We start from the raw sequence: 18,937 nt of genomic DNA on the forward strand, positions 1-18,937 counted from the left end.
CAAAGTGCTGAGGGACCCTGAAATTTCAGGGTCCCTCAGCACTTTGGCACGCCCTGGGCGAGAAGTCCGACGTCGGCTACTCGCCGAGCTGCTCCAGGATCCTTGCCAGCTCCGTGCGGTCGTGCGCAGAAAGCCGGGCAAAGTACTCGCTGGATTTATCGCGGCGCTGCGCTGTGATGGCGGCAAATAGTTCGCAGCCCGGCGCTGTGGTCGTGATGAGGGTCGCGCGGCGGTCGGTGGGATCTGAATCTCGTTGAACCAGCCCTTTCGTTTCGAGCTGGTCCACCACTTCGGTGGCGGAGCGCGGGGCAATACGCAGTCGCTGCGCCAAATCCTTCAGGCGCATTGAATCGCCGCCGGGTTCTAGGCCGGTCGCATCAAACGGGCGCCGGCCCATGAGGGTTAGGAGCGCTCTCCATTGGTGCGGAGTCAACTCCCAAGGAGCCAATTGCTCGGACCAGGTCCGGCGTAGCCCCCGGAACGCGGCATGGAACAGTGCGCCTAGGTCGGTGGAATCGTCAACGGGATGCATTCCACCAGCGTACCTAATTTGACCTGTAACCACATAGTGAGGTAACCTCTGTATTGATTGGTGCGACTCCCGCACCCGGCACACCATCTGGAGGTGGCGCCCATGACGGAGAACATTCTCAAACAACAAAAGAGCCGCGGAACCTCGGCTCCGCCAGATCTCAACATGCGTGGCCCGGCCCGCGTCAACCCGGAAGACAGAGTCCGGATTAAGTCCCACCCCGTAAGTCTGAAACGCATCGCCGCCTTGTTCGGCCCACACAAGGGCACGATTGCCGTCGTCGCACTTCTCATCAGCGCCTCAAGCGTCATCGGCATGGCGCAACCCTTTTTGGTTCGCGGCGTCATTGATAACGCTCTACCGAACAAGGACGTGCGGCTGCTCGGGATGTTGGCGGCGGCCATGGTCGCCATAGCTGGCGCAACTGCGGTCATTGGTGTGATCCAAACATGGATGACTACAGCCATGGGACAGCGCATAATGCACACGCTACGCACGCAATTGTTCACGCATTTGCAAAAGCAGTCGCTTGCGTTTTTCACCCGAACCCGCAGCGGCGAGGTGCAGTCCCGGCTCAATAATGACATTTCAGCGATGCAGTCTGTCATCACTTCCACGGCAACAGGCGTTGCGTCGAATCTGACCACAGCGGTGGCAACGGCCGTCGCCATGGTGGCGCTTTCCCCTCGGCTGTCTTTGCTTTCGCTGATCGTGATCCCGCCAGCTATCTGGTTCTCCCGACGCGTCGCCTTGCTGCGGCGGGACATCACCAAAAGTCTGCAGTCTGAGCTCGCCATCATGAACACGCGCGTTGACGAGGGGCTGTCCATCTCGGGTGTCCGGCTGGCAAAGACCCTGGGTACCACCGGGCGCGACGCTGCACTTTATACGGAGAGTTCCCAGCGCCTGATAGGTCTGGAATTGCGCTCGCAGCTGGCCGGACGCTGGCGCATGGCCACCATGAGCATCATTTTCTCCGCCATTCCGGCACTGATTTACTTCGCCGGCGGTCTGCCCGGTGCCACCATGAGCATTGGTACCATCGTGGCGTTCACCGCCTTGCAAGCCTCAATCTTCCGTCCCATCATGGGGCTGATGAACCTTGGTGTGCAGTGGGTCAGTGCCATGGCACTTTTTAGTCGAATCTTTGAATACCTGGACATGGTTCCGGATATTTTGGCCCCCTCCCATCCCGTGCCGTTGGACCCGGCAACGGTTCGTGGCGAGGTTCGTTTTGAGGGAGTTCGTTTCGCGTACGACGGCGGCGCCGAGATTCTGCACGGGATCGACCTTGAGCTTGCGGCCGGGTCTGCAACGGCGGTCGTTGGTCCGACGGGGGCTGGAAAGTCAACGCTGGGAGCGCTGATCTCCCGGCTGCACGATACAACTGCTGGACGGGTCACGATTGATGGGGTGGATGTTCGGGAGATTGCACCGGATGTTCTGGCCAAGATTGTAGGGGTTGTCTCTCAGGAGAGCTATCTCATCCATGATTCGATTCGTGAAAACTTACTTCTCGCGGCCCCGGATACGGCGGATGCGCAACTGTGGCAGGCCTTGGGGGCGGCACGGATTGCCGATCTGGTAGCCAGCCTTCCTGACGGGTTGGACACCATGGTTGGCGCCCGGGGGCACCGTTTCTCGGGTGGGGAACAGCAACGGCTCGCGATTGCTCGGACGCTTCTGCGCAACCCTCGCATCCTCGTCTTGGATGAGGCTACGTCCGCGCTGGATAACACGACGGAAGCCCAAGTCCAGGCAGCGCTGGAGAATCTAGCCGCAGGACGCACCACCTTGACGATCGCCCATCGCCTTTCCAGTATCGAAGATGCTGACCAGTTGGCGGTGCTCTCCGGCGGGTCCTTGGTGGAGAAGGGAACGCCGACCCAACTGCGCCATGCGGGGGGAGCTTATGCGGACTTGGTGGTGGCGGGCGGCTCGTTGGAAACCTCCAGATAGGGTTAGCGTAGTTAGAAATCTGACCGGTCTAGTTCGGTTGAGTTCGGATTGTTCCGTTGCCTCGGGACGGCAAGGAGACAAGCGTGGAATTTTCGGCACGGTACGTGGCTGTGGGGGACTCGTTCACTGAAGGTTTGGGTGACTTCGACGCCGAGCGCCCGAACCAGGTGCGTGGTTGGGCGGATCGGCTGGCGCAAGCACTGGCGTTAGTCCATCCGGACGGCTCTGCCGCCTTTGGGTATGCGAATCTGGCCATTCGAGGCAAGAAGATGAAGCAAATCTTGGCGGAGCAGATTGAAACTGCTGCAGCCATGAAACCCACACTTGTCACCATCTACGCGGGCATCAATGACATTTTGCGGCCCAAGGTGGATATCGATGAAATGCTGGCCAATTATTCGGACGGGATTGCAACGTTGAAGTCCACGGGCGCCCGCGTACTGGTCTTTACGGGTTTTGATGCCAGCAGCTCAAAAGTGTTTGCTGGAATCCGCGGCCGCACTGCCGTGTACAACGAGTTATTGCGTGAAGTTGCGCAGGATCGTGGCGCTGAGATCGTCGACTACTGGCGTTTTCGTGAATATAACGACTGGCGTCTGTGGGGGATCGACCGTATGCACATGTCCACCCCTGGCCATATCAACATGGCAAATCGTGTGTTGGAGCAACTTGGGGAGAGCATCCGGATTCCCTTAGAAGAGCTGCCAACCATCCCGGTGCGTTCCACAGCGCAAACGCTGCGGGATAACGCGGTGTGGACCAAGGAGTACGTGGGGCCGTGGATTGGCAGGCGCCTGCGCGGGGTCTCCTCTGGTGATAATTTATCCGCCAGGTGGCCAGCTCTGCGAGCACCGCTATAGCGGCAGTTTGTAACGCCCGTTACCCCGGCAGAGATGACAGGCGTTGCGCCGAATGCTTAATTAGTGATAATCGCCCCATACCATCTAGACTGATTAGGCGCTAGGTGGCGCGGAGCGTGTGCAATTGCTCCGGTTTGCGGTGATTATCCTCCCGTTGGCCGGTAGTTAGGGGCTCAAGTTGCGTGCATTCGGGTATTCGCCGGACGAGCACTTTCTTCATCATCATGGAAATGACGGTTTGGAATCATGCTGTCCAAGGGCGGACGCTGCCTTCTCGCACGGTTTGCACCAGTGAACCGTTCCCATTCATTTATTAGGAGTGATCATGGCAGCACATTGCCAGGTGACCGGAGCCGAGCCGGGCTTTGGACATAGCATTTCGCACTCGCACCGCCGCAATAAGCGCCGGTTCGATCCGAACATCCAGAAGAAGCGCTACTGGGTGCCGTCCTTGCGCCGCAACGTGACGTTGCAGCTTTCGGTCAAGGGCATCAAGACCATTGACGTGCGCGGCATCGATTCAGTTGTCGCCGAAATTCTCGCTCGTGGGGTGAAGCTCTAGTGGCAAAAGACAAGGACGTACGTCCGATCATCAAGCTCAAGAGCACGGCGGGTACCGGGTTCACATATGTGACCCGCAAGAACCGTCGTAACACTCCAGACCGTCTGGTTCTGAAGAAGTACGATCCCAAGATCCGTCAGCACGTTGAATTCCGAGAGGAGCGCTAAGACTATGGCTAAGAAGTCCATGATCGCGAAGAACGAGCAGCGCAAGGTCATCGTAGAGCGTTACGCCGAGAAGCGTCTCGCCCTGAAGAAGGCCCTCGTTAACCCCGCCTCCACTGACGAAGAGCGCGAAGCAGCCCGCTTGGGCCTGCAGAAGCTTCCTCGCAACGCATCGCCGGTACGTGTTCGTAACCGCGACGCCATTGACGGCCGTCCCCGTGGAACGCTGCAGAAGTTCGGCATCTCCCGTGTACGCTTCCGCAAGATGGCACACGCTGGCGAACTGCCTGGTATCAAGAAGTCCAGCTGGTAATCACTGATTTTCAGTTCTAAAAGGGGCGGTGACCTTCGGGTCAGCGCCCCTTTTTAATGCCGTCCAATCGTGGCATTTACACCGCTGAGAGCGAAAATTAGGGCTAATTCGGGTACAAAACGTCCAAAAACGCCGGGAAATGGCGGAATTTGCGCCGAATCCCGGACAAGAACTGGTATGTTCGCTAGCAGTGGTTGACACGCAACCGCGTGGAATTGTAAATATTTGACGTCCAGGAGGACAAACATGGCTAAGAATCGTAGCGAACTGGTTGCCGAAGTTGCTGCAAAGGCTGAGACCAGCCAGACAGCAGTGAACGGCGTGCTGGATGCACTCTTCTCTGTATTCGAGAGCTCGGTTGCTGCCGGCGAAAAGATCACCATCCCGGGCTGGCTCTCGATCGAGCGCACTGACCGTGCAGCACGCACGGGCCGCAACCCCCAGACCGGTGAAACCATCCAGATCGCCGCAGGCCACAGCGTCAAGCTGTCCGCAGGCTCCAAGCTGAAGGCTGCCGTCTCCAACAAGAAGTAATTCTTGTTTCGACGCACCTTGTGCTGAAGGCGGTCCCACAATGGGGCCGCCTTCTCACGTTTAATAGCCAATGGTTGGCTGAGTGTTTGCTGATTCGCTCTAGCGTCGCGCAGTGGAGGAGAATGCAAGGGTGACACGTCTAAATTCGGCCCAGCCCAACGCCGTCCGTCCTTCCGCCTCTGCCGCCGGGCGCACTTTTGCCGACGGCATCAATAGTCGCTGGTGGTGGCTTGGGCTGGCACTTGCCATGGCCGGAGTCGTTGGCGCCTTGCTGTGGACAGGGGCAGCAGCGGTACAAAAACTCTCTGACGCCGGGGCAATGACTCGTTGGGGCCTGCCCGTGGCCACGACCATACACAATTTAGCGCTGGCTACCGTGGTGGGTGCTCTGGTTTTTGCCGTGGTGATTTTGCCCAAGGACGCCAGGGCTCACCGTCCGCATACGGGGGAGCGCAAAGTGGATGTGGCCCCACGCGCCGTAGTGCCTGAGCATCCAGCATTTACGCGTGTTCTTGCGCTGGCGGCTGTGGCCGGATGTGTGTGGACGATCTCCGCAATCGCAGTGCTGGTGATGACGTACTCTAGTGTTTCTGGCCTTCCCGTCTCTGGCACGCAGGATTACACGGACCAGCTGGTTTTCTTCATGTCAGACTTGCCCGTTGGCCAGGCGTGGCTGATCGTGACCATTTGTGCAGCGGTGGTCACGACTCTTGTCTTCGGCTTGCGTAGCATCAGTGGGCTTGCAGTTCCTTTGGTGCTGGCCTTGTTATCGTTTGTGCCACAGGCGTTGATCGGCCATTCGGCGTCCGCGGCTGATCATATCGGTGCCGTGAATTCGCTCTTCCTGCACATCACAAGCGTTTCCCTTTGGGTGGGAGGCATCATTGCTCTGGTGGTGGTTTCAGGCAAGCTGGGCTCAATTACCGCCCCGACGCTGCGCAGATTCTCCGCTTTGGCGATATTCGCTTTCTTCGGGGTGAGCGCATCAGGGGTCATCAATGCCGCCATACGTATTACCAACTGGCATGACCTCTTTTACTCCACTTACGGCCAGCTGATCCTAGCCAAGAGTGCCGCAACGTTGCTGCTGGGTGTAATTGGGTATATGCACCGCAGCTGGATCATTCCTCGTCTTTCGGGCGGAACAAAGGCTTCCACCTCGAACCGGGCGCGGCGTCTTCTGTGGCAGTTAGTTTTCGGCGAGTTACTCATCATGGGCATCACCAGCGGGCTTGCTGTGGGTTTGAGCCGCTCAGCTCCGCCGCAGTCACAAGAGTTGGTGCAGGCGGCTCTGACCCCCGCAGAAATTCTTACGGGCTATGCACTGCCACCCGAGCTGACGTTTCCCCGCTGGTTCACGGAATGGCGCATGGATTGGTTGTGGGTGTTCTTTGCCGTCACCGCCAGCGCGGTCTACATACTAGGCATTTATAAGCTCCGCCGACGCGGAGATAAATGGTCTGCGTTGCGCAGCATTTCTTGGTTCGCAGGGCTGGTGACACTGGTTTACATCACGTCCGGCGGAACAGCAGTATACGGTCAGGTTCTCTTTAGTGCCCACATGATGGAGCACATGGCACTGATGGTCATTGCTCCACTATTTTTGGCCATAGGTTCCCCTGTCTCTTTGGCGCTTCAGGCATTGACCCCGCGACGTGACGGTTCGCGTGGGGTGCGGGAGTGGATCCTGGTGTTGGTTCATTCAAAGTTCTCACAGTTGATCACGCACCCTTTGTTCGCTGCAGCTAACTTCGCCGGCAGTCTGATCCTGTTCTACTATTCACCGGCGTTCGACTTGGCCATGCGCTATCACGTGGGCCATGAACTGATGATTATCCACTTCAGCCTTACCGGTTACATCTTTATCCAGAGCATGATTGGCGCTGACCCTCTCCCCTTCCGGGCGCCCTACCCGCTGCGGCTCCTGCTGCTGCTGGCAACCATGGCTTTCCATGCCTTCTTCGGAGTTTCGTTGATGATGGCGACTACTTTGCTATCCGGTGACTACTTCGGCAACATGGGCCGCGCTTGGGGCGGTTCGGCCTTGGTGGACCAGCAGACGGCCGGGGGCATCGCTTGGGGTGTGGGTGAAATCCCCACTCTGGCTATCGCTCTGGGTGTGGCATATATGTGGTCCCGTCAGGATGCCCGCGAGACCAAACGGACGGACCGGGCGGCAGACAGGAACAAAGACGCCGACTTGGACGCTTACAATGACATGTTTGCTCAGTTGGCTAGCCGCGACGTTTCCGTAGGCACCAACCGTACGCACACCAACCAATCGCGCTAAGAAGGAGAAACGCTCCAGTGGAATCATCAGTGAAGTCCTTAGCCCGTGTCAGGGCCTCTGAACTTGCAGGAAGGGGCTGGCTGAACACCGGTGGCGCCGCCCTGGATTTGGAGAAGTTGCGCGGCAAAATTGTGGTCTTGGATTTTTGGACTTTTTGTTGCATCAACTGCCTGCACGTGTTGGATGAGCTTCGTCCTCTGGAAGCCGAGTACAAAGACGTCATGGTGACGGTGGGTGTGCACTCACCCAAGTTTGAACATGAGGCGGATCCTGTGGCATTGGCTGCCGCAGTGGAACGCTATGAGATTACCCATCCGGTTCTGGATGACCCGGATCTATTGACATGGCAGGCTTATTCGGCCCGCGCGTGGCCCACCTTGGTGGTTATTGATCCTGAGGGTTACATCGTGGCCCACCTTTCCGGTGAAGGGCATGCTGCCGGCCTCGGATCGTTGATGTCAGAGCTCATCGAAGAACACGAGGCCAAGGGCACGCTGCACCGGGGCGATGGGCCGTACGTTGCTCCAGAACCCGTATCACGTGACCTCCGCTTCCCCGGCAAGGTATTGCCACTTAGCAATGGCAATTTCTTGGTCACGGACACCGGCCACCATCGTTTGGTGGAGCTGGGTCCCGACCTTCTCACCGTGGTGCGTAGCATCGGCTCCGGCACGCGCGGTTTTGCTGACGGCGGCCCCGCCGTCGCAGAGTTCAACGAGCCGCAGGGACTTTCGCTGCTCCCGGTGGCCGTGGCTGCGGAAGTCGGGTACGACGTCGTCGTGGCTGATTCCGTAAATCACCGTCTACGCGGGATATCTCTGACTACGGGCGATGTCCGCACTGTGGCGGGCAACGGTGTTCAGCGCCTGCTTGAGGCGGGTCCAGCTCGTGTGGACGACGACGGCGCCACGACTTCCGCGAGGACGTTCGCCACTGCTCCGTTGGAGACGGCGCTGTCCTCGCCCTGGGATGTAGCGTATTCTTCTGTGCTGAAAAAAGTGGTGATTGCCATGGCAGGCACGCATCAGATCTTTGATTTTGACCCGTCTACCGGGGACGTGGGCATTGTTGCTGGCAACGGTCTTGAGGGTCTCCTTGACGGTGCCGCAGGGCAAGCCTGGTTCGCTCAGCCATCGGGGCTGACCGAGGATGCGGATGGCAATCTGTGGGTCGCCGATTCGGAGACGTCGGCACTACGTGTGCTGCGTTTTGACGAAAATTCTGACGTCACTGTGGAGACGGTCATCGGTGAAGGGCTCTTTGACTTCGGTTTCCGGGACGGCGCCGCTACGGACGCACGCCTGCAGCACCCGCTGGGGGTCGCGGTGCTCCCTGACGGCTCAGTGGCTATCGCGGACACGTACAACGGTGCCGTACGTCGCTATGACCCGGCCACAGCAACCGTCAGCACCCTGGCCCGTGGCCTTGCTGAGCCCAGCGATGTTTTGCTGGACGAAACGGGTGAGGTGCCACGGCTTCTGGTAGTGGAAGCGAATACACACCAGCTGATCCGACTGCCGTTGCCTCAGAATGCTCTTCAGGTGGATGAAGGTGCGGCGCAAACTCTGCGTCCCAAAACGCTTGTTGCCCCTGGCGAACTGGCGCTGACCATCAACTTCAGTGCGCCTACGGGGCAGAAGCTGGATGATCGCTGGGGCGATCCCACTCAGCTGAAAGTTTCCGCAACCCCGCCTGAGTTGTTGGTTTCTGGAGGTGGCACCTCTGTAGGGCTTTCGCGCAAATTGGTGCTGGCCGCAGACATTCCGGAGGGTGTGTTGCATTTTTCCGCTCGTGCGGCGGCGTGTGACGGTCCTGAGGATGCTAGCGGGGAAATCCCAGACCATGCCGCGTGCCATCTGTATCAGCAGGACTGGGGTATCCCCGTGCTCATCGACGTCAATGGTGGCGCAGAACTGGCGTTAGACCTTCGCGGACTCTAGCCACTTAAAACGGCGGGAAGAGCAGGTGGCTAGTAACTGACTACCGGGGTGACACTGACCGTGTCGGCGGAGATGCTCAGTTTTGCGGTGAAGCCGAAGTCCTCAGCGGTTTGGACGGGGGCGACGACGCCGGTGAATAGGTTTTGTTCTTGATATTCCACCTGAGCCTTCACCGACAGCGGAGCCATGATCCACTTACCGCCATACGGGGTAATAGTGACGGTGGGGTAGTCCAAGACGGTCCACTTCACAGGTGAGGTCACCCGGTTGTTAGTGGCGGCACTCATGGGGCAATCCGTGGGCATCAGTACTGTCGCAGTGGCACAGGCGTCCAGGTATTTGTGGAGCGTGGCATCGACTTGGCTCAAAAGCTCACTGGTCGGGCCAGTAGCGAGTGCGACGGCGGGGACCGACTCGCTTGGGCTGGTGATCGTCCGGGTTACAGCGGGTGCCGCAAAGAGGGCGGAGCGGTATTCTGCGGTGTAACTGCCCGGATAAAAGGCAGCAAAGGAGTTCTTGCCGGCGGGCATATTGACATGCACGCCGTTCACAGATGCCTGGTTCGCGTTGACGACGGTGACATTGATGACGGGCAGGGTAGTGGGTACCATGCTCCAGCTGTCAAAAAATAGCCAATGTTTAGGCCCGGGTTCCAGAAGGAAGTTCGTTGACTGGGGGGATTCGTCTACCGTGTAGTCGATCGTGACACTTTTGTGGCCGTCACCAGCGTCGACGGGCTCCCCAACGTTGATGGACTTCAGGTCCTCCTGTGATTTCGCCAGCCCGGGGCCGTCAAGTACGGCGGCGTTGGCACCGGGAAGCCTAGCGTTGAGCAGCCCAAGGGCTTTGGAGCCATCGCCGTCTCGTAGTGCATGCAGGTAATTTCGAACCGTCTCTTGAGGCCCAAAAGAGGAGGTGTTGACTACGGTGATGGTCACGATGGCGGCCACGATGACCGTCATCAGTACCAGCAGCCATGCGGCACCGATCTTGATGAGTTTGGCCCCGTTCTTCACTCGGTCAACTGTACCGGGCGGGGAGAGCGTGCTTTGAATCGGTTTTCCTAACGGCGCTTACGGGGCGCGGTTCCGAAGAAGTCGCGCATGAGGTTTCGGCCTAATTGAGTACCCATAGACCGGATCATGCTCTTGACGCCGCCACCTAGAACACTACCCAGGGCGCCGACGACCTCGGAACCCATACCGCCGTCGTGGTTGGCAGGCGCTGGGAGGGAAACGGGCGGAGGAGGCGGCAAAGGGGAACCCAGGGCAGGACCGGTGGCGGGTGCTGGGACCGGTGCTTTCGCTTGGAGCTTCTCAAAGGCGGAAACAGGGTCAACGGCTGTGCCGTAAGTGGGCAAGAGCGCAGATGATGCCACGGTGGACTTCACCATGTCTTCGGTACTGGGGCCCATGACGGAGCTGGGCGCCCGCAGCCGCGTGAGCGCCACTGGTGTGGGGGCCCCGTTTTCATTCATCACTGTTACGACGGCCTCGCCAATTCCAGCGGACGTGAGGACCTTTTCAAGGTCGTAGTCGCTGGTCGGGAACGTGGAAACGGTGGCCTTTAGCGCTTTGGCGTCGTCCGGAGTGAAGGCGCGTAAGGCGTGCTGGACACGGTTGGCTAGCTGGGCCAATACGTCTGCGGGAACGTCCTTGGGGGTTTGCGTGACAAAAAAGATGCCCACGCCCTTGGACCGGATGAGACGCACCGTCTGGGTGATGGCGTTTAGAAAGGCCTTGCTGGCATCGTTGAACAACAGGTGGGCCTCGTCGAAGAAGAACACGAGCTTGGGTTTGTCGGCGTCGCCAACCTCTGGGAGGTCACGGAACAGGTCAGCGAGCAGCCACATGAGGAAGGTGGAGAACAGGAGAGGTTTGTCCTGAACGCTGGGTAGCTCAAGGCATGTGATCACCCCACGCCCGTCGGGAGCTATGCGCAGAAGTTCGGAAGTGTCGAATTCGGGCATGCCGAAGAAGTCACCCATGCCTTGGGCGTCGAGGGTGATGAGATTGCGCAGTATGACCCCGGCCGTGGCTTTTGATAGCCCGCCAAGTTCCGCGAGATCGCTCTTGCCTTCATCGGAGGTGAGAAATTGGATGACGGCGCGCAGATCCGGGAGGTCATACAGTTCTAGATTCTTCGTGTCAGCGTAGTGGAACACCAGCTGCAGGCTGGATTCCTGGGTCTCATTCAAGCCCAAGACGCGGGACAGCAGGATGGGGCCAAAAGATGTGATGGTGGCACGAACTGGAACACCGTTGCCATTGCCGCCCAACGCCAAGAACTCAACTGGAAAGGCTGCGGCCTGCCACTGCTGGCCCAGGGCTTCGGTGCGTGCCGTGAGCTTTTCGCTACCTTCGGCGGCCGTGGCCAGACCAGTGAGATCGCCCTTGATGTCCGCCATGAATACAGGTACGCCAGCTGTGGAAAGCTGCTCCGCCATCATGTGCAGGGTAACCGTTTTCCCCGTTCCCGTGGCACCGGCCACGAGTCCGTGCCGATTCATCATGGCCAGAGGCAAACTAACCTGCGCCTCGGCATGGATTTGCCCGTCCACGATGGCCGCCCCCAGGGCGATGGAGGCGCCGCTAAAGGTGTAGCCCGCCTGCAGGGTGGCAATCAACTCTTCTGGTGTTTTTGTAGCCATACCGAAAGCGTACCGTTAGCTACCTCCGCTACGAGGCATTCTGAGTTGTTTGTTGCACTAAAGCGACGGTTGCTAAGACACGCGTCCGCGTGATTATGCTCGCGTGGGGCGTGGGGCGTGGGGCGTGGGGCGTGGGGCGTGGGGGGCGTGGCCCAAAGTCTCAACGTGCCAATTGGTGTGTACCGATGATCGGGGACTGGAATCAAATAAGCTCATGCGGGACTCAAACGCCCCCGGGCGAACCGTAGGGAAATTGGACCTCACGAGTGGTGGGGAGTTCGGTGCAGATCAGCTTCTTGAGCCACTTGGGATAACTGGGGGATCCCGTTTGAGGCGGCGGTGACGGGTGGTATTTGCCACTGGGCGAGGTCCACGCAATGCCGCCCGTGACGGTGTTGATGGGTTTCCAGCCGCGTAGGCGGATCCCGGCCCTTCCAGGATCCCGGTCTTGGCGGTGGCAGCCTCGTTTATCCTTGTCATCTTTGAAGTGTTTGAGGGTGTGGTGGTGCTTGCAAAGAGTGTGTTCATTACTCGAGGTGGATTTGCCACCGTCTTCCCAGGCTTTCAGATGGTCGAGTTCGGACAGGACAGCTACTGTGGTGCAGTTTGGCCACGAACAGGTCTGGGCTAAAGCGTTGAGCATGGTGCGTTCGATGTTCCGAAGTCGGTACCGGTCCGGGGCGATGTCCAGTGGCTTGTTCGTGATGGGATCAGTGAGGACGCGGAGGAAAGTGGGCGTGTTCGCGAGGAGTTTGCGGGCGGTCTCCTCCGCAATAGGACCATAGCCAGCGAGTTCAGCTGGCTCGTTGGTGATACCCAGTAAGGCGAGGACGGGAACCGTGACGATGATCTGGGCTGTTGGCGGTGGTGGTTCGGTGATGGGCCGTCCGGCCCTGATCGTGGCCAACATTTTCAGGTACTCGCCCAGGGGGTCTTCCTCCACGCCATCAACGAAACCGTCGACGTACCCGGACCCATCGCCTATGGCATTGTCGCAGTCCGTACTGGAAGCTCCGCCACTGTCAGGATGACCCGAAGCTCCGCAGCTGACGGGATGACCGGAAGCTTCGCCATTGTCAGGATGACCGGAAGCTCCGCAGCTGTCGGGATGACGGCCAGCAGGATCGACTGTCGGCCGTGCCGGGTTTGCCATGCCCACTGGTGTGAGGTGGGTGCCTGGATGAGGAAGACCGTGCTGGCCCAATAGAAGTGCCGTGGCGACGTCCACGCGCAGTTGGGTGAGTGTGCGGTTCTGATCTGAGTTCTCGGGCTGATGTTGGAATCTACGGGCGGCGCGCGTGCAGTGAACCCAGATACCTTCGGCTGCGGGTGCCGGGAGGTGAAGCGTGAGCCAGGACATGCCGTCTTTGCTTGGCTCAAGTGTCATCTCGCGCTTGCTGATGGCTTCTTTGGTGCGAGTGATCAGGGATTCCGGGTGTGTTCCCTCCCGCAGGCGGCGGGCCTTGGAAGCGAAACCGGTGGCCGAGGTCCCTGGTGCGAGTTTCAATAGTCTGGATTCGAACTCAGCTACGTCAGGGGGGTTCACACCGGGAGTCGTTGAAAGCGTCCATGTCTCATCGATGATCGTTGCCGCGTGCCGCCAAGACAGCACGCCGGCGCCGAGCGCGGCCAGAGTATCTGGATGTCCTGTGATGAGCTCGGTGGAATGGTGCACCAGAGTAGTGGCAGTCCGTTCGGGGATCGATAAGGTGAGTGCGATTTCGGCGATGGCGGAAGATTCGGCAACATTGCGCTGCCACGAGTCCAGGGTCAGCGCGGTGGCCTCGACTGAAGCCGCGCCCATGAACTGTGCAACGAGGCTTGCCTTGCACGCTGCTGTGGCATTCTCGAGACGTTTGATAGCGGCAAGTCCGGCAAGTGCGCGATCGTACACCCCTCGCGCGACCGACACTTTAGATGGTGGGTCAAACGATGGCGGTTCAAAGGAGGTGAGCTCAGCTGGCGTTGGATCAGAAAGGGACTGCTCCTTCGCCGGAGTAGGGAACTGAAAGTAGGCAGGCAAACCGGCCAGGATAGCGGTGTCAGAGTCAAAGGGTTCAATGGAGGGCAGAGTAAGCGCGGTGATCAGCGCCGCCACATCTGCTGTGGTGTCCTCGCCCCGCTTTCCGGGGGTGCGCTCCCGAATGCTCATATCTCCATAATACACCGATGTTATATTTTCGCAATAGTTTCTCGAATATTTATACTATCAATCTACTGGTTAATTTGGGACATTTGATGCCACCTCTGTAGCTGAGGAGCACATCCGACGACCATGCGGTTGCGCAAGAGCGCGCATGGCCGCGTTTGCTAATTGTGGGGTGCTAGAGCGCGGCGAATGCTGGACGCAGCAAGCCTTCAGTGACAGCTTCGGCCGGATCGGTGCCGATGTGCACAATTTTATTACTGGTGTCGACGTGAACCACCGTCGGAACATAGTCGCGCGCTTCGGCGTCGCTCATTTGGGCGTACGTCATCAAAATGACCAGATCCCCAACGTTCACTAGGTGGGCAGCTGCTCCGTTGATGCCAATGACACCAGAACCGCGTTCGCCTGCGATGGTATAAGTTTCCAGGCGTGCTCCATTGGTGATGTCCACAATGGATACTAGTTCGCCGGGGAGAATATCTGCAGCATCCAAGAGATCTGCATCGACAGTGACAGAGCCGACGTAGTGGAGGTCGGCGTGAGTCACCGTGGCGCGATGGACCTTTGACTTAAACATTGTTCGATTCATAACGCGTCAAGTCTACCGCGATCGAAAAGAGCGCAGGTGTGATTTGGATCATCCAAGGCATGGCAGCGTTTTGCTTGACAGCGTTTTGCTTGACAGCGTTTTGCTTGACAGCGTTTTGCTTGACAGCGTTGTCCCTGGTTGGCGTTGAGCGTGTCATCGCCGACCCAGCGGCGTCAGTTTTCTCCCCATGATGGACTGAGTCAAGGCATCCACCACTTTCGTGTTGGCAAGGGGGTTGCGGATCAGCGTGAAGTCGACATCACCCACGGGGGGAAGGTTGAAACGTTGAGTGATGATTTTTAGATCATCGGGTACCAGAGACGTCGGCATGACGGCGATCCCAATTCCGGCTCGCAACGCTGCCAGCACTCCACTGATCTGCTTTGTGGTGCAGGTGACCTGCCAGGTCCGGCCCGCATCCTCCAACGCCTCGAGAGCTAATTTGCGACTCAGGCTCGGCACTGGATAGGTAATGACGGGGACTGGTGTTCCAGGCTCCAGGACGGTTTGTTCCAGACCCACCCAGGCAAAGGTGTCCTTCTTGACCACGTCACCCTCTTGAGCGCCGGAGACCCATTTTACGAATACCAAATCCAACTGTCCGGATTTGAGGCGACGGTGTAGCTGATCGCTCTGACTGACCGTGAGTTCTAAGTTGATCTGCGGGTAGAGCTGGCGGAACTCGCGCAGAATCCGCGGAAGGCCAGTAATAGCGAGATCGTCAGCAGTGCCAAAACGGAGGCGCCCGCGCATCGCCGACCCAGAAAAATACCGGGTGGCTACATCGTTCGCGGCCAGGATGGTGCGGGCAAAGCCAGCCATGGCATCGCCGTTGTCCGTTAGCCGGACATCGCGGGTGTCCCTGGCTATCAGCGTCCGCCCAGCGGCCAGTTCCAGCTTGCGCACGTGTTGGCTCACCGTGGGTTGACTGATGCCTAGACGTTCTGCGGCCCTGGTGAAGTTCCGTGTCTGTGCCACGGCCAGGAAGCTCTTGAGCTGAATGGGATCAAACAGCAGCGTCTCGTTCATGAATTTCCAAACTATTACGAAATGTAATGATATTTATAGCTACCATATCCTTTCGGTATGCCTGGGGCGCACTTAGGCTGGAAGGGACCCAATTTCCATGCCATTCCTAGCCCAGGATCATTGTTTTGACGCCCCCTCCAGCAAGCCTGAATGCTGCCCTGACCGCCCCCATCAACCTTGTGACCTCTCGCCCACCGTGGAACCAAACTTTCTCTTCACTGAAGATTCGCAATTACCGTGTCTTCGCCAGCGCCAACTTGTTAGCAGTCACAGCAGTGTGGATGCAGCGCGTAGCCCAGGACTGGATGGTCCTTGAGCTTTCCGGCTCCGTGACCGCGGTGGGTATCACTGTGTTCATGCAGTTCATCCCTTCCCTAGTGCTGATGCCACTGGGGGGAATCTTGGCGGACAGGTATTCCAAGCGGATGATCCTGATGATCAGTCAGGGGGCAGCTGGCATTCTGGCCGCCATCATGGCCGTTCTGGCGCTCACCGGGCACCTGGAAGTATGGCATATCTACGTCATCGCCTTTGTGCTGGGTCTAGTGGTGGTTGCAGACCAGCCCGCTCGGCAAGTCTTTGTCAACGAACTAGTGGGCCCGAGACAATTGCGCAACGCCATCAGTTTGAACTCATCGATTTTCCAGATGGGAGGCATGATCGGCCCAGCCGTCAGCGGTATTTTGATCACGGCTGTGGGCGGGGGTTGGGCGTTCGCGACCAATGCGCTGGCGTGCAGCGTTACAGTCATTTCTCTCGTTCTCATCAAGCCCGGTGAGCTCGTTAAGTCGCCCCCCATGAAGCATTCCAAGGGGCAGCTCATGGAGGGTGTCCGCTATGTTCTGCGCAAGCCGACCATCTTCTGGCCTGCCGTGATGGCCGGATTCGTCTCCGTTTTCGGGATGAGCTTGGCAGTACTCATGGCGGCCTATGCCAACAACGTGTTCGACTCCGGCCCTGGCGGCTACGGTCTGCTTAATACTTTGGTCGCACTTGGCGCACTGTGCGGGGCGCTTGCCTCTACGCGAGTCGCCACCTTGCGCTTACGCGCCGTCATTGGGGCCGCAGGGGCGTATGGTGCGGTGCTTATCGTCGCGTCTCTGGCACCAAGCATGGTGAGCTTTGGTGCCGTTATGGTCGTGGCGGGATTTACGGTGCTGCTATTTTTGACCAGCGCCAACCAGCTGGTACAGATGTCCACAAATGTGCTGATCCGCGGACGTGTCATGAGTTTGTACATTATGGTGCTGATCGGTGGACAAGCACTGGGCGGTCCGCTAATGGGCTGGCTCGCAGAACATTTTGGAGTGCAGTCGGCCATGCTGGTGGCCGGTGGGGTGCCCGTTCTGGCTGCCATCACCATTGGCATTATTTTGGCCAGGCGGGGCCAGCTGACGATCAAGACGAACTTTCGCAGCATTCGTCGTCCGCTATTCATCGTCCCGAAGGTCGGTGCGTAAGGGCGGTGCGTAAAAGTCACGGTGCGTAAGAGTCACGGTGCTTAAGAGTCACTGTCCGGACCGCATACAGGCAGACCCTTCGTCAGGAAAGAATGCCAGCTCGGAATCGGTCTAGGTTAACAGCTCCGGTGGCACTTCATTCACTGCGCCGTCCGTCAGTGTAAGCGGTTCGATGGCGACATCACTGACCAGGCGTACTGGCAGAGTTTTGAGCTCGAAGGGCCAGAAGCCCGGCGGCTTTCGGGGCCCTTGGCCCGCAACTGGCTGTTGGTGCTGATGTAATTTGTCCCCCGCTGGCTCCCCCATGAACCTACCCACAACAGCTGCCCTTCATAGATCTATAAGCCTTTGCTTTGCAAAAGCACTTTTTACAGGTTACGACTTGAATAACCAAAATAACAGAGGCTGAGCGCTTCCTGCCCAAATAGCCGGCACGCACCATTCTTGGCTGACGCGTGCCGGCGTTAGACTACGGCACCAGCGGAAGGTGCGGGTAGCTTTTCTGGCGGTGCTGGAAGGTGAGAATCGCCGGATTGCAGATCACGCCGTCGTTAATTTCAATGGCGCGGGAGATGGTGTCATTGTCTTTCCACGCTGATGGACCCCCCAGCACAGTCTCTAGGAAGGGCAACAGGGCCTCGCTGATTTCCCAGGTTGAGGAATTCCACAGGTAGGACGGTGTGTGGTCCACAGCGTAGTAATTTATGTTTTGGCCAACAGTGAACATGGGCTCCGAGAAGCTGGTGTTGCGCGCCCAACTAAAGCCCATGCCTTCATCGCAGGAGACATCAACAATGAGGCTGCCAGGCCTGAACGCAGCGAGATCAGCCTCGTTCAGGTAGGTCATGGGAGCGTTGGGGTCTTGCAGAGTGCAATTGACCACAATGTCCGCTTCAGCGAGGAAGCTGGCCAGGGGAGCGTCTCCGTCCTCCAGCATGACAAAACCGTTGTGTGGCGCCTCTGGGGCAAAGTCGAACTGCACCATCTCGGCGGAGTGAATGGGCGCTGCCACTGCTGCCACGCTGCGGCTTGTCAGGACCTGAACATCGTGGATACCCAACGCGTTCAGTGCTGTCACGGCGCCGCGGGCTGTGGCACCGAAGCCGATCACCACGGCGTTCAGGCGCCGCCCATAATCCCCCGTGGAGCCGATCAGCGAGAGAGAATGCAAGATGGAAGCATACCCGGCCAGCTCATTGTTTTTGTGGAAAACATGCAGCCCAAAACCGCCGTCGGACGTCCAGTGGTTCATGGCCTCAAACGCAATCAACGTCAGCTTTTTCTCAATGGCCAGCGCGGTGATGGCACGGTCCTGAACACAGTGTGGCCAGCCCCAGAGAATTTGCCCGTCCTTGAGGTCGGCCAAATCGCTAGCCTGCGGCTTTGGTAAAAGTACGACGTCGGCCCCCGCGATCACCTCATCCCGGGAGGACACTGCGCCCACCAGCTCGGCAAGGGCAGCGTCGGATACGCCAAATTGAAGTCCATAGCCTGATTCGACGCTCATACCGGCACGTATGTCAGCGTCAATCCGGGAAAAATGCTCGGGATGAATGGGAGCCCGGCGTTCATCAGGCTTACGAGAAGTCCCTAGAACACCCAGCCGCAGCCCGGAGCTTACGCCGGTCATTTCTTCTTTGCGGGCGCCGGCTTTTCGGAAGGCGATGCCCCTGGATCACCAGCGCGCTTGTCCGCACGCTTTTCCTTGATGGACTTGCTGGATTTCTTCGATGCGGTTTGCCGTGGTGATTTGTCGCCCATGTCAGCTCCCTAAGATGGGGCCGTAGCGGCCCCTTAGCCCGACTTTACACGCATTGCTGTGGTGGAAGTTACACCCGGGGCTGCCGGTAAAAGCAGGCGCAAGGTCAAAAAAGTAGCGGCGCAGTCCATGGACTGAGGCGCTACT

At 58.6% G+C, this 18,937-nt stretch carries 17 protein-coding genes; 9 read left to right on the forward strand and 8 right to left on the reverse strand.

What is annotated here, in order from left to right; genetic code table 11:
• Positions 1 to 76 precede the first annotated feature (76 nt).
• Positions 77 to 532: a MarR family winged helix-turn-helix transcriptional regulator gene (locus LOH53_RS06270; protein WP_230066880.1), complete on the reverse strand. Its 456-nt coding sequence runs from the start codon at positions 530 to 532 to the stop codon at positions 77 to 79.
• A gap of 165 nt (positions 533 to 697) precedes the next feature.
• On the opposite strand from LOH53_RS06270, the gene LOH53_RS06275 reads away from it, so the two are divergent.
• From LOH53_RS06275 to LOH53_RS06310, 8 genes are all read left to right on the forward strand, one after another.
• Positions 698 to 2,491, forward strand: coding sequence for an ABC transporter ATP-binding protein (locus LOH53_RS06275; RefSeq protein ID WP_230066890.1), 1,794 nt, complete (start codon positions 698 to 700; stop codon positions 2,489 to 2,491).
• A gap of 83 nt (positions 2,492 to 2,574) precedes the next feature.
• The gene (locus tag LOH53_RS06280) at positions 2,575 to 3,351 is read left to right on the forward strand and encodes an SGNH/GDSL hydrolase family protein (protein ID WP_230066881.1); all 777 of its coding nucleotides are present in this window, start codon (positions 2,575 to 2,577) and stop codon (positions 3,349 to 3,351) included.
• A gap of 325 nt (positions 3,352 to 3,676) precedes the next feature.
• Positions 3,677 to 3,913, forward strand: a complete 237-nt coding sequence (gene rpmB, locus LOH53_RS06285; protein ID WP_230066882.1) for a 50S ribosomal protein L28 — start codon at positions 3,677 to 3,679, stop codon at positions 3,911 to 3,913.
• Positions 3,913 to 4,080: a 50S ribosomal protein L33 gene (rpmG, locus tag LOH53_RS06290; protein ID WP_044574616.1), complete on the forward strand. Its 168-nt coding sequence runs from the start codon at positions 3,913 to 3,915 to the stop codon at positions 4,078 to 4,080. The genes rpmB and rpmG overlap by 1 nt, the downstream gene beginning before the upstream one ends.
• A gap of 4 nt (positions 4,081 to 4,084) precedes the next feature.
• Complete coding sequence (rpsN, locus tag LOH53_RS06295) at positions 4,085 to 4,390, forward strand: 30S ribosomal protein S14 (RefSeq protein WP_038465689.1); 306 nt, start codon at positions 4,085 to 4,087, stop codon at positions 4,388 to 4,390.
• A 246-nt stretch (positions 4,391 to 4,636) separates the two neighbouring features.
• Entirely contained in the window at positions 4,637 to 4,924 is a 288-nt protein-coding gene (locus tag LOH53_RS06300) for an HU family DNA-binding protein (protein ID WP_110502511.1), read from the forward strand.
• Between the two features lie 247 nt (positions 4,925 to 5,171).
• Complete coding sequence (locus tag LOH53_RS06305) at positions 5,172 to 7,214, forward strand: cytochrome c oxidase assembly protein (RefSeq protein ID WP_230066891.1); 2,043 nt, start codon at positions 5,172 to 5,174, stop codon at positions 7,212 to 7,214.
• 17 nt (positions 7,215 to 7,231) lie between these two features.
• Positions 7,232 to 9,154 carry an NHL domain-containing thioredoxin family protein gene (locus LOH53_RS06310; protein ID WP_230066883.1) on the forward strand — a complete coding sequence of 641 codons (1,923 nt, stop codon included), beginning with the start codon at positions 7,232 to 7,234 and terminating at the stop codon, positions 9,152 to 9,154.
• Between the two features lie 29 nt (positions 9,155 to 9,183).
• Here the strand turns inward: LOH53_RS06310 and LOH53_RS06315 are convergent, their stop codons facing one another.
• The 5 genes from LOH53_RS06315 to LOH53_RS06335 form a co-directional block, all read right to left on the reverse strand.
• Entirely contained in the window at positions 9,184 to 10,170 is a 987-nt protein-coding gene (locus LOH53_RS06315) for a hypothetical protein (protein WP_230066884.1), read from the reverse strand.
• A gap of 47 nt (positions 10,171 to 10,217) precedes the next feature.
• Positions 10,218 to 11,804, reverse strand: coding sequence for a helicase HerA-like domain-containing protein (locus tag LOH53_RS06320; RefSeq protein WP_230066885.1), 1,587 nt, complete (start codon positions 11,802 to 11,804; stop codon positions 10,218 to 10,220).
• A gap of 223 nt (positions 11,805 to 12,027) precedes the next feature.
• Positions 12,028 to 13,956, reverse strand: coding sequence for an HNH endonuclease signature motif containing protein (locus LOH53_RS06325; RefSeq protein WP_230066886.1), 1,929 nt, complete (start codon positions 13,954 to 13,956; stop codon positions 12,028 to 12,030).
• A 172-nt stretch (positions 13,957 to 14,128) separates the two neighbouring features.
• Positions 14,129 to 14,542 (reverse strand): aspartate 1-decarboxylase, encoded by a 414-nt coding sequence (gene panD, locus LOH53_RS06330; RefSeq protein ID WP_230066887.1) that lies wholly within the window; start codon positions 14,540 to 14,542, stop codon positions 14,129 to 14,131.
• Positions 14,543 to 14,695: 153 nt separating this feature from the next.
• Positions 14,696 to 15,556 carry a LysR family transcriptional regulator gene (locus LOH53_RS06335; protein ID WP_230066892.1) on the reverse strand — a complete coding sequence of 287 codons (861 nt, stop codon included), beginning with the start codon at positions 15,554 to 15,556 and terminating at the stop codon, positions 14,696 to 14,698.
• A 140-nt stretch (positions 15,557 to 15,696) separates the two neighbouring features.
• On the opposite strand from LOH53_RS06335, the gene LOH53_RS06340 reads away from it, so the two are divergent.
• Positions 15,697 to 17,031, forward strand: coding sequence for an MFS transporter (locus LOH53_RS06340; protein WP_230066888.1), 1,335 nt, complete (start codon positions 15,697 to 15,699; stop codon positions 17,029 to 17,031).
• Positions 17,032 to 17,500: 469 nt separating this feature from the next.
• On the opposite strand, the gene LOH53_RS06345 is transcribed toward LOH53_RS06340, so the two are convergent.
• Together LOH53_RS06345 and LOH53_RS16805 are read right to left on the reverse strand one after the other, a co-directional pair.
• Complete coding sequence (locus LOH53_RS06345) at positions 17,501 to 18,661, reverse strand: N(5)-(carboxyethyl)ornithine synthase (RefSeq protein ID WP_230066889.1); 1,161 nt, start codon at positions 18,659 to 18,661, stop codon at positions 17,501 to 17,503.
• Complete coding sequence (locus LOH53_RS16805) at positions 18,658 to 18,792, reverse strand: hypothetical protein (RefSeq protein ID WP_268251008.1); 135 nt, start codon at positions 18,790 to 18,792, stop codon at positions 18,658 to 18,660. Before LOH53_RS16805 ends, LOH53_RS06345 begins: the two co-directional genes overlap by 4 nt.
• Positions 18,793 to 18,937: the final 145 nt, after the last annotated feature.

The sequence above is a fragment of the Arthrobacter cryoconiti genome, from assembly GCF_020905375.1.
In the GTDB taxonomy this organism is placed as follows: Bacteria; Actinomycetota; Actinomycetes; order Actinomycetales; family Micrococcaceae; genus Specibacter; species Specibacter cryoconiti.

Coding starts and splice junctions, on each gene's coding strand:
- LOH53_RS06270 (WP_230066880.1), bottom strand. CDS start 532: ATGCATCCCGTTGACGATTCCACCGACCTAGGCGCACTGTTCCATGCC.
- LOH53_RS06275 (WP_230066890.1), top strand. CDS start 698: ATGCGTGGCCCGGCCCGCGTCAACCCGGAAGACAGAGTCCGGATTAAG.
- rpmB (WP_230066882.1), top strand. CDS start 3,677: ATGGCAGCACATTGCCAGGTGACCGGAGCCGAGCCGGGCTTTGGACAT.
- rpsN (WP_038465689.1), top strand. CDS start 4,085: ATGGCTAAGAAGTCCATGATCGCGAAGAACGAGCAGCGCAAGGTCATC.
- LOH53_RS06300 (WP_110502511.1), top strand. CDS start 4,637: ATGGCTAAGAATCGTAGCGAACTGGTTGCCGAAGTTGCTGCAAAGGCT.
- LOH53_RS06305 (WP_230066891.1), top strand. CDS start 5,172: ATGGCCGGAGTCGTTGGCGCCTTGCTGTGGACAGGGGCAGCAGCGGTA.
- LOH53_RS06320 (WP_230066885.1), bottom strand. CDS start 11,804: ATGGCTACAAAAACACCAGAAGAGTTGATTGCCACCCTGCAGGCGGGC.
- LOH53_RS06325 (WP_230066886.1), bottom strand. CDS start 13,956: ATGAGCATTCGGGAGCGCACCCCCGGAAAGCGGGGCGAGGACACCACA.
- panD (WP_230066887.1), bottom strand. CDS start 14,542: ATGAATCGAACAATGTTTAAGTCAAAGGTCCATCGCGCCACGGTGACT.
- LOH53_RS06345 (WP_230066889.1), bottom strand. CDS start 18,661: ATGACCGGCGTAAGCTCCGGGCTGCGGCTGGGTGTTCTAGGGACTTCT.
- LOH53_RS16805 (WP_268251008.1), bottom strand. CDS start 18,792: ATGGGCGACAAATCACCACGGCAAACCGCATCGAAGAAATCCAGCAAG.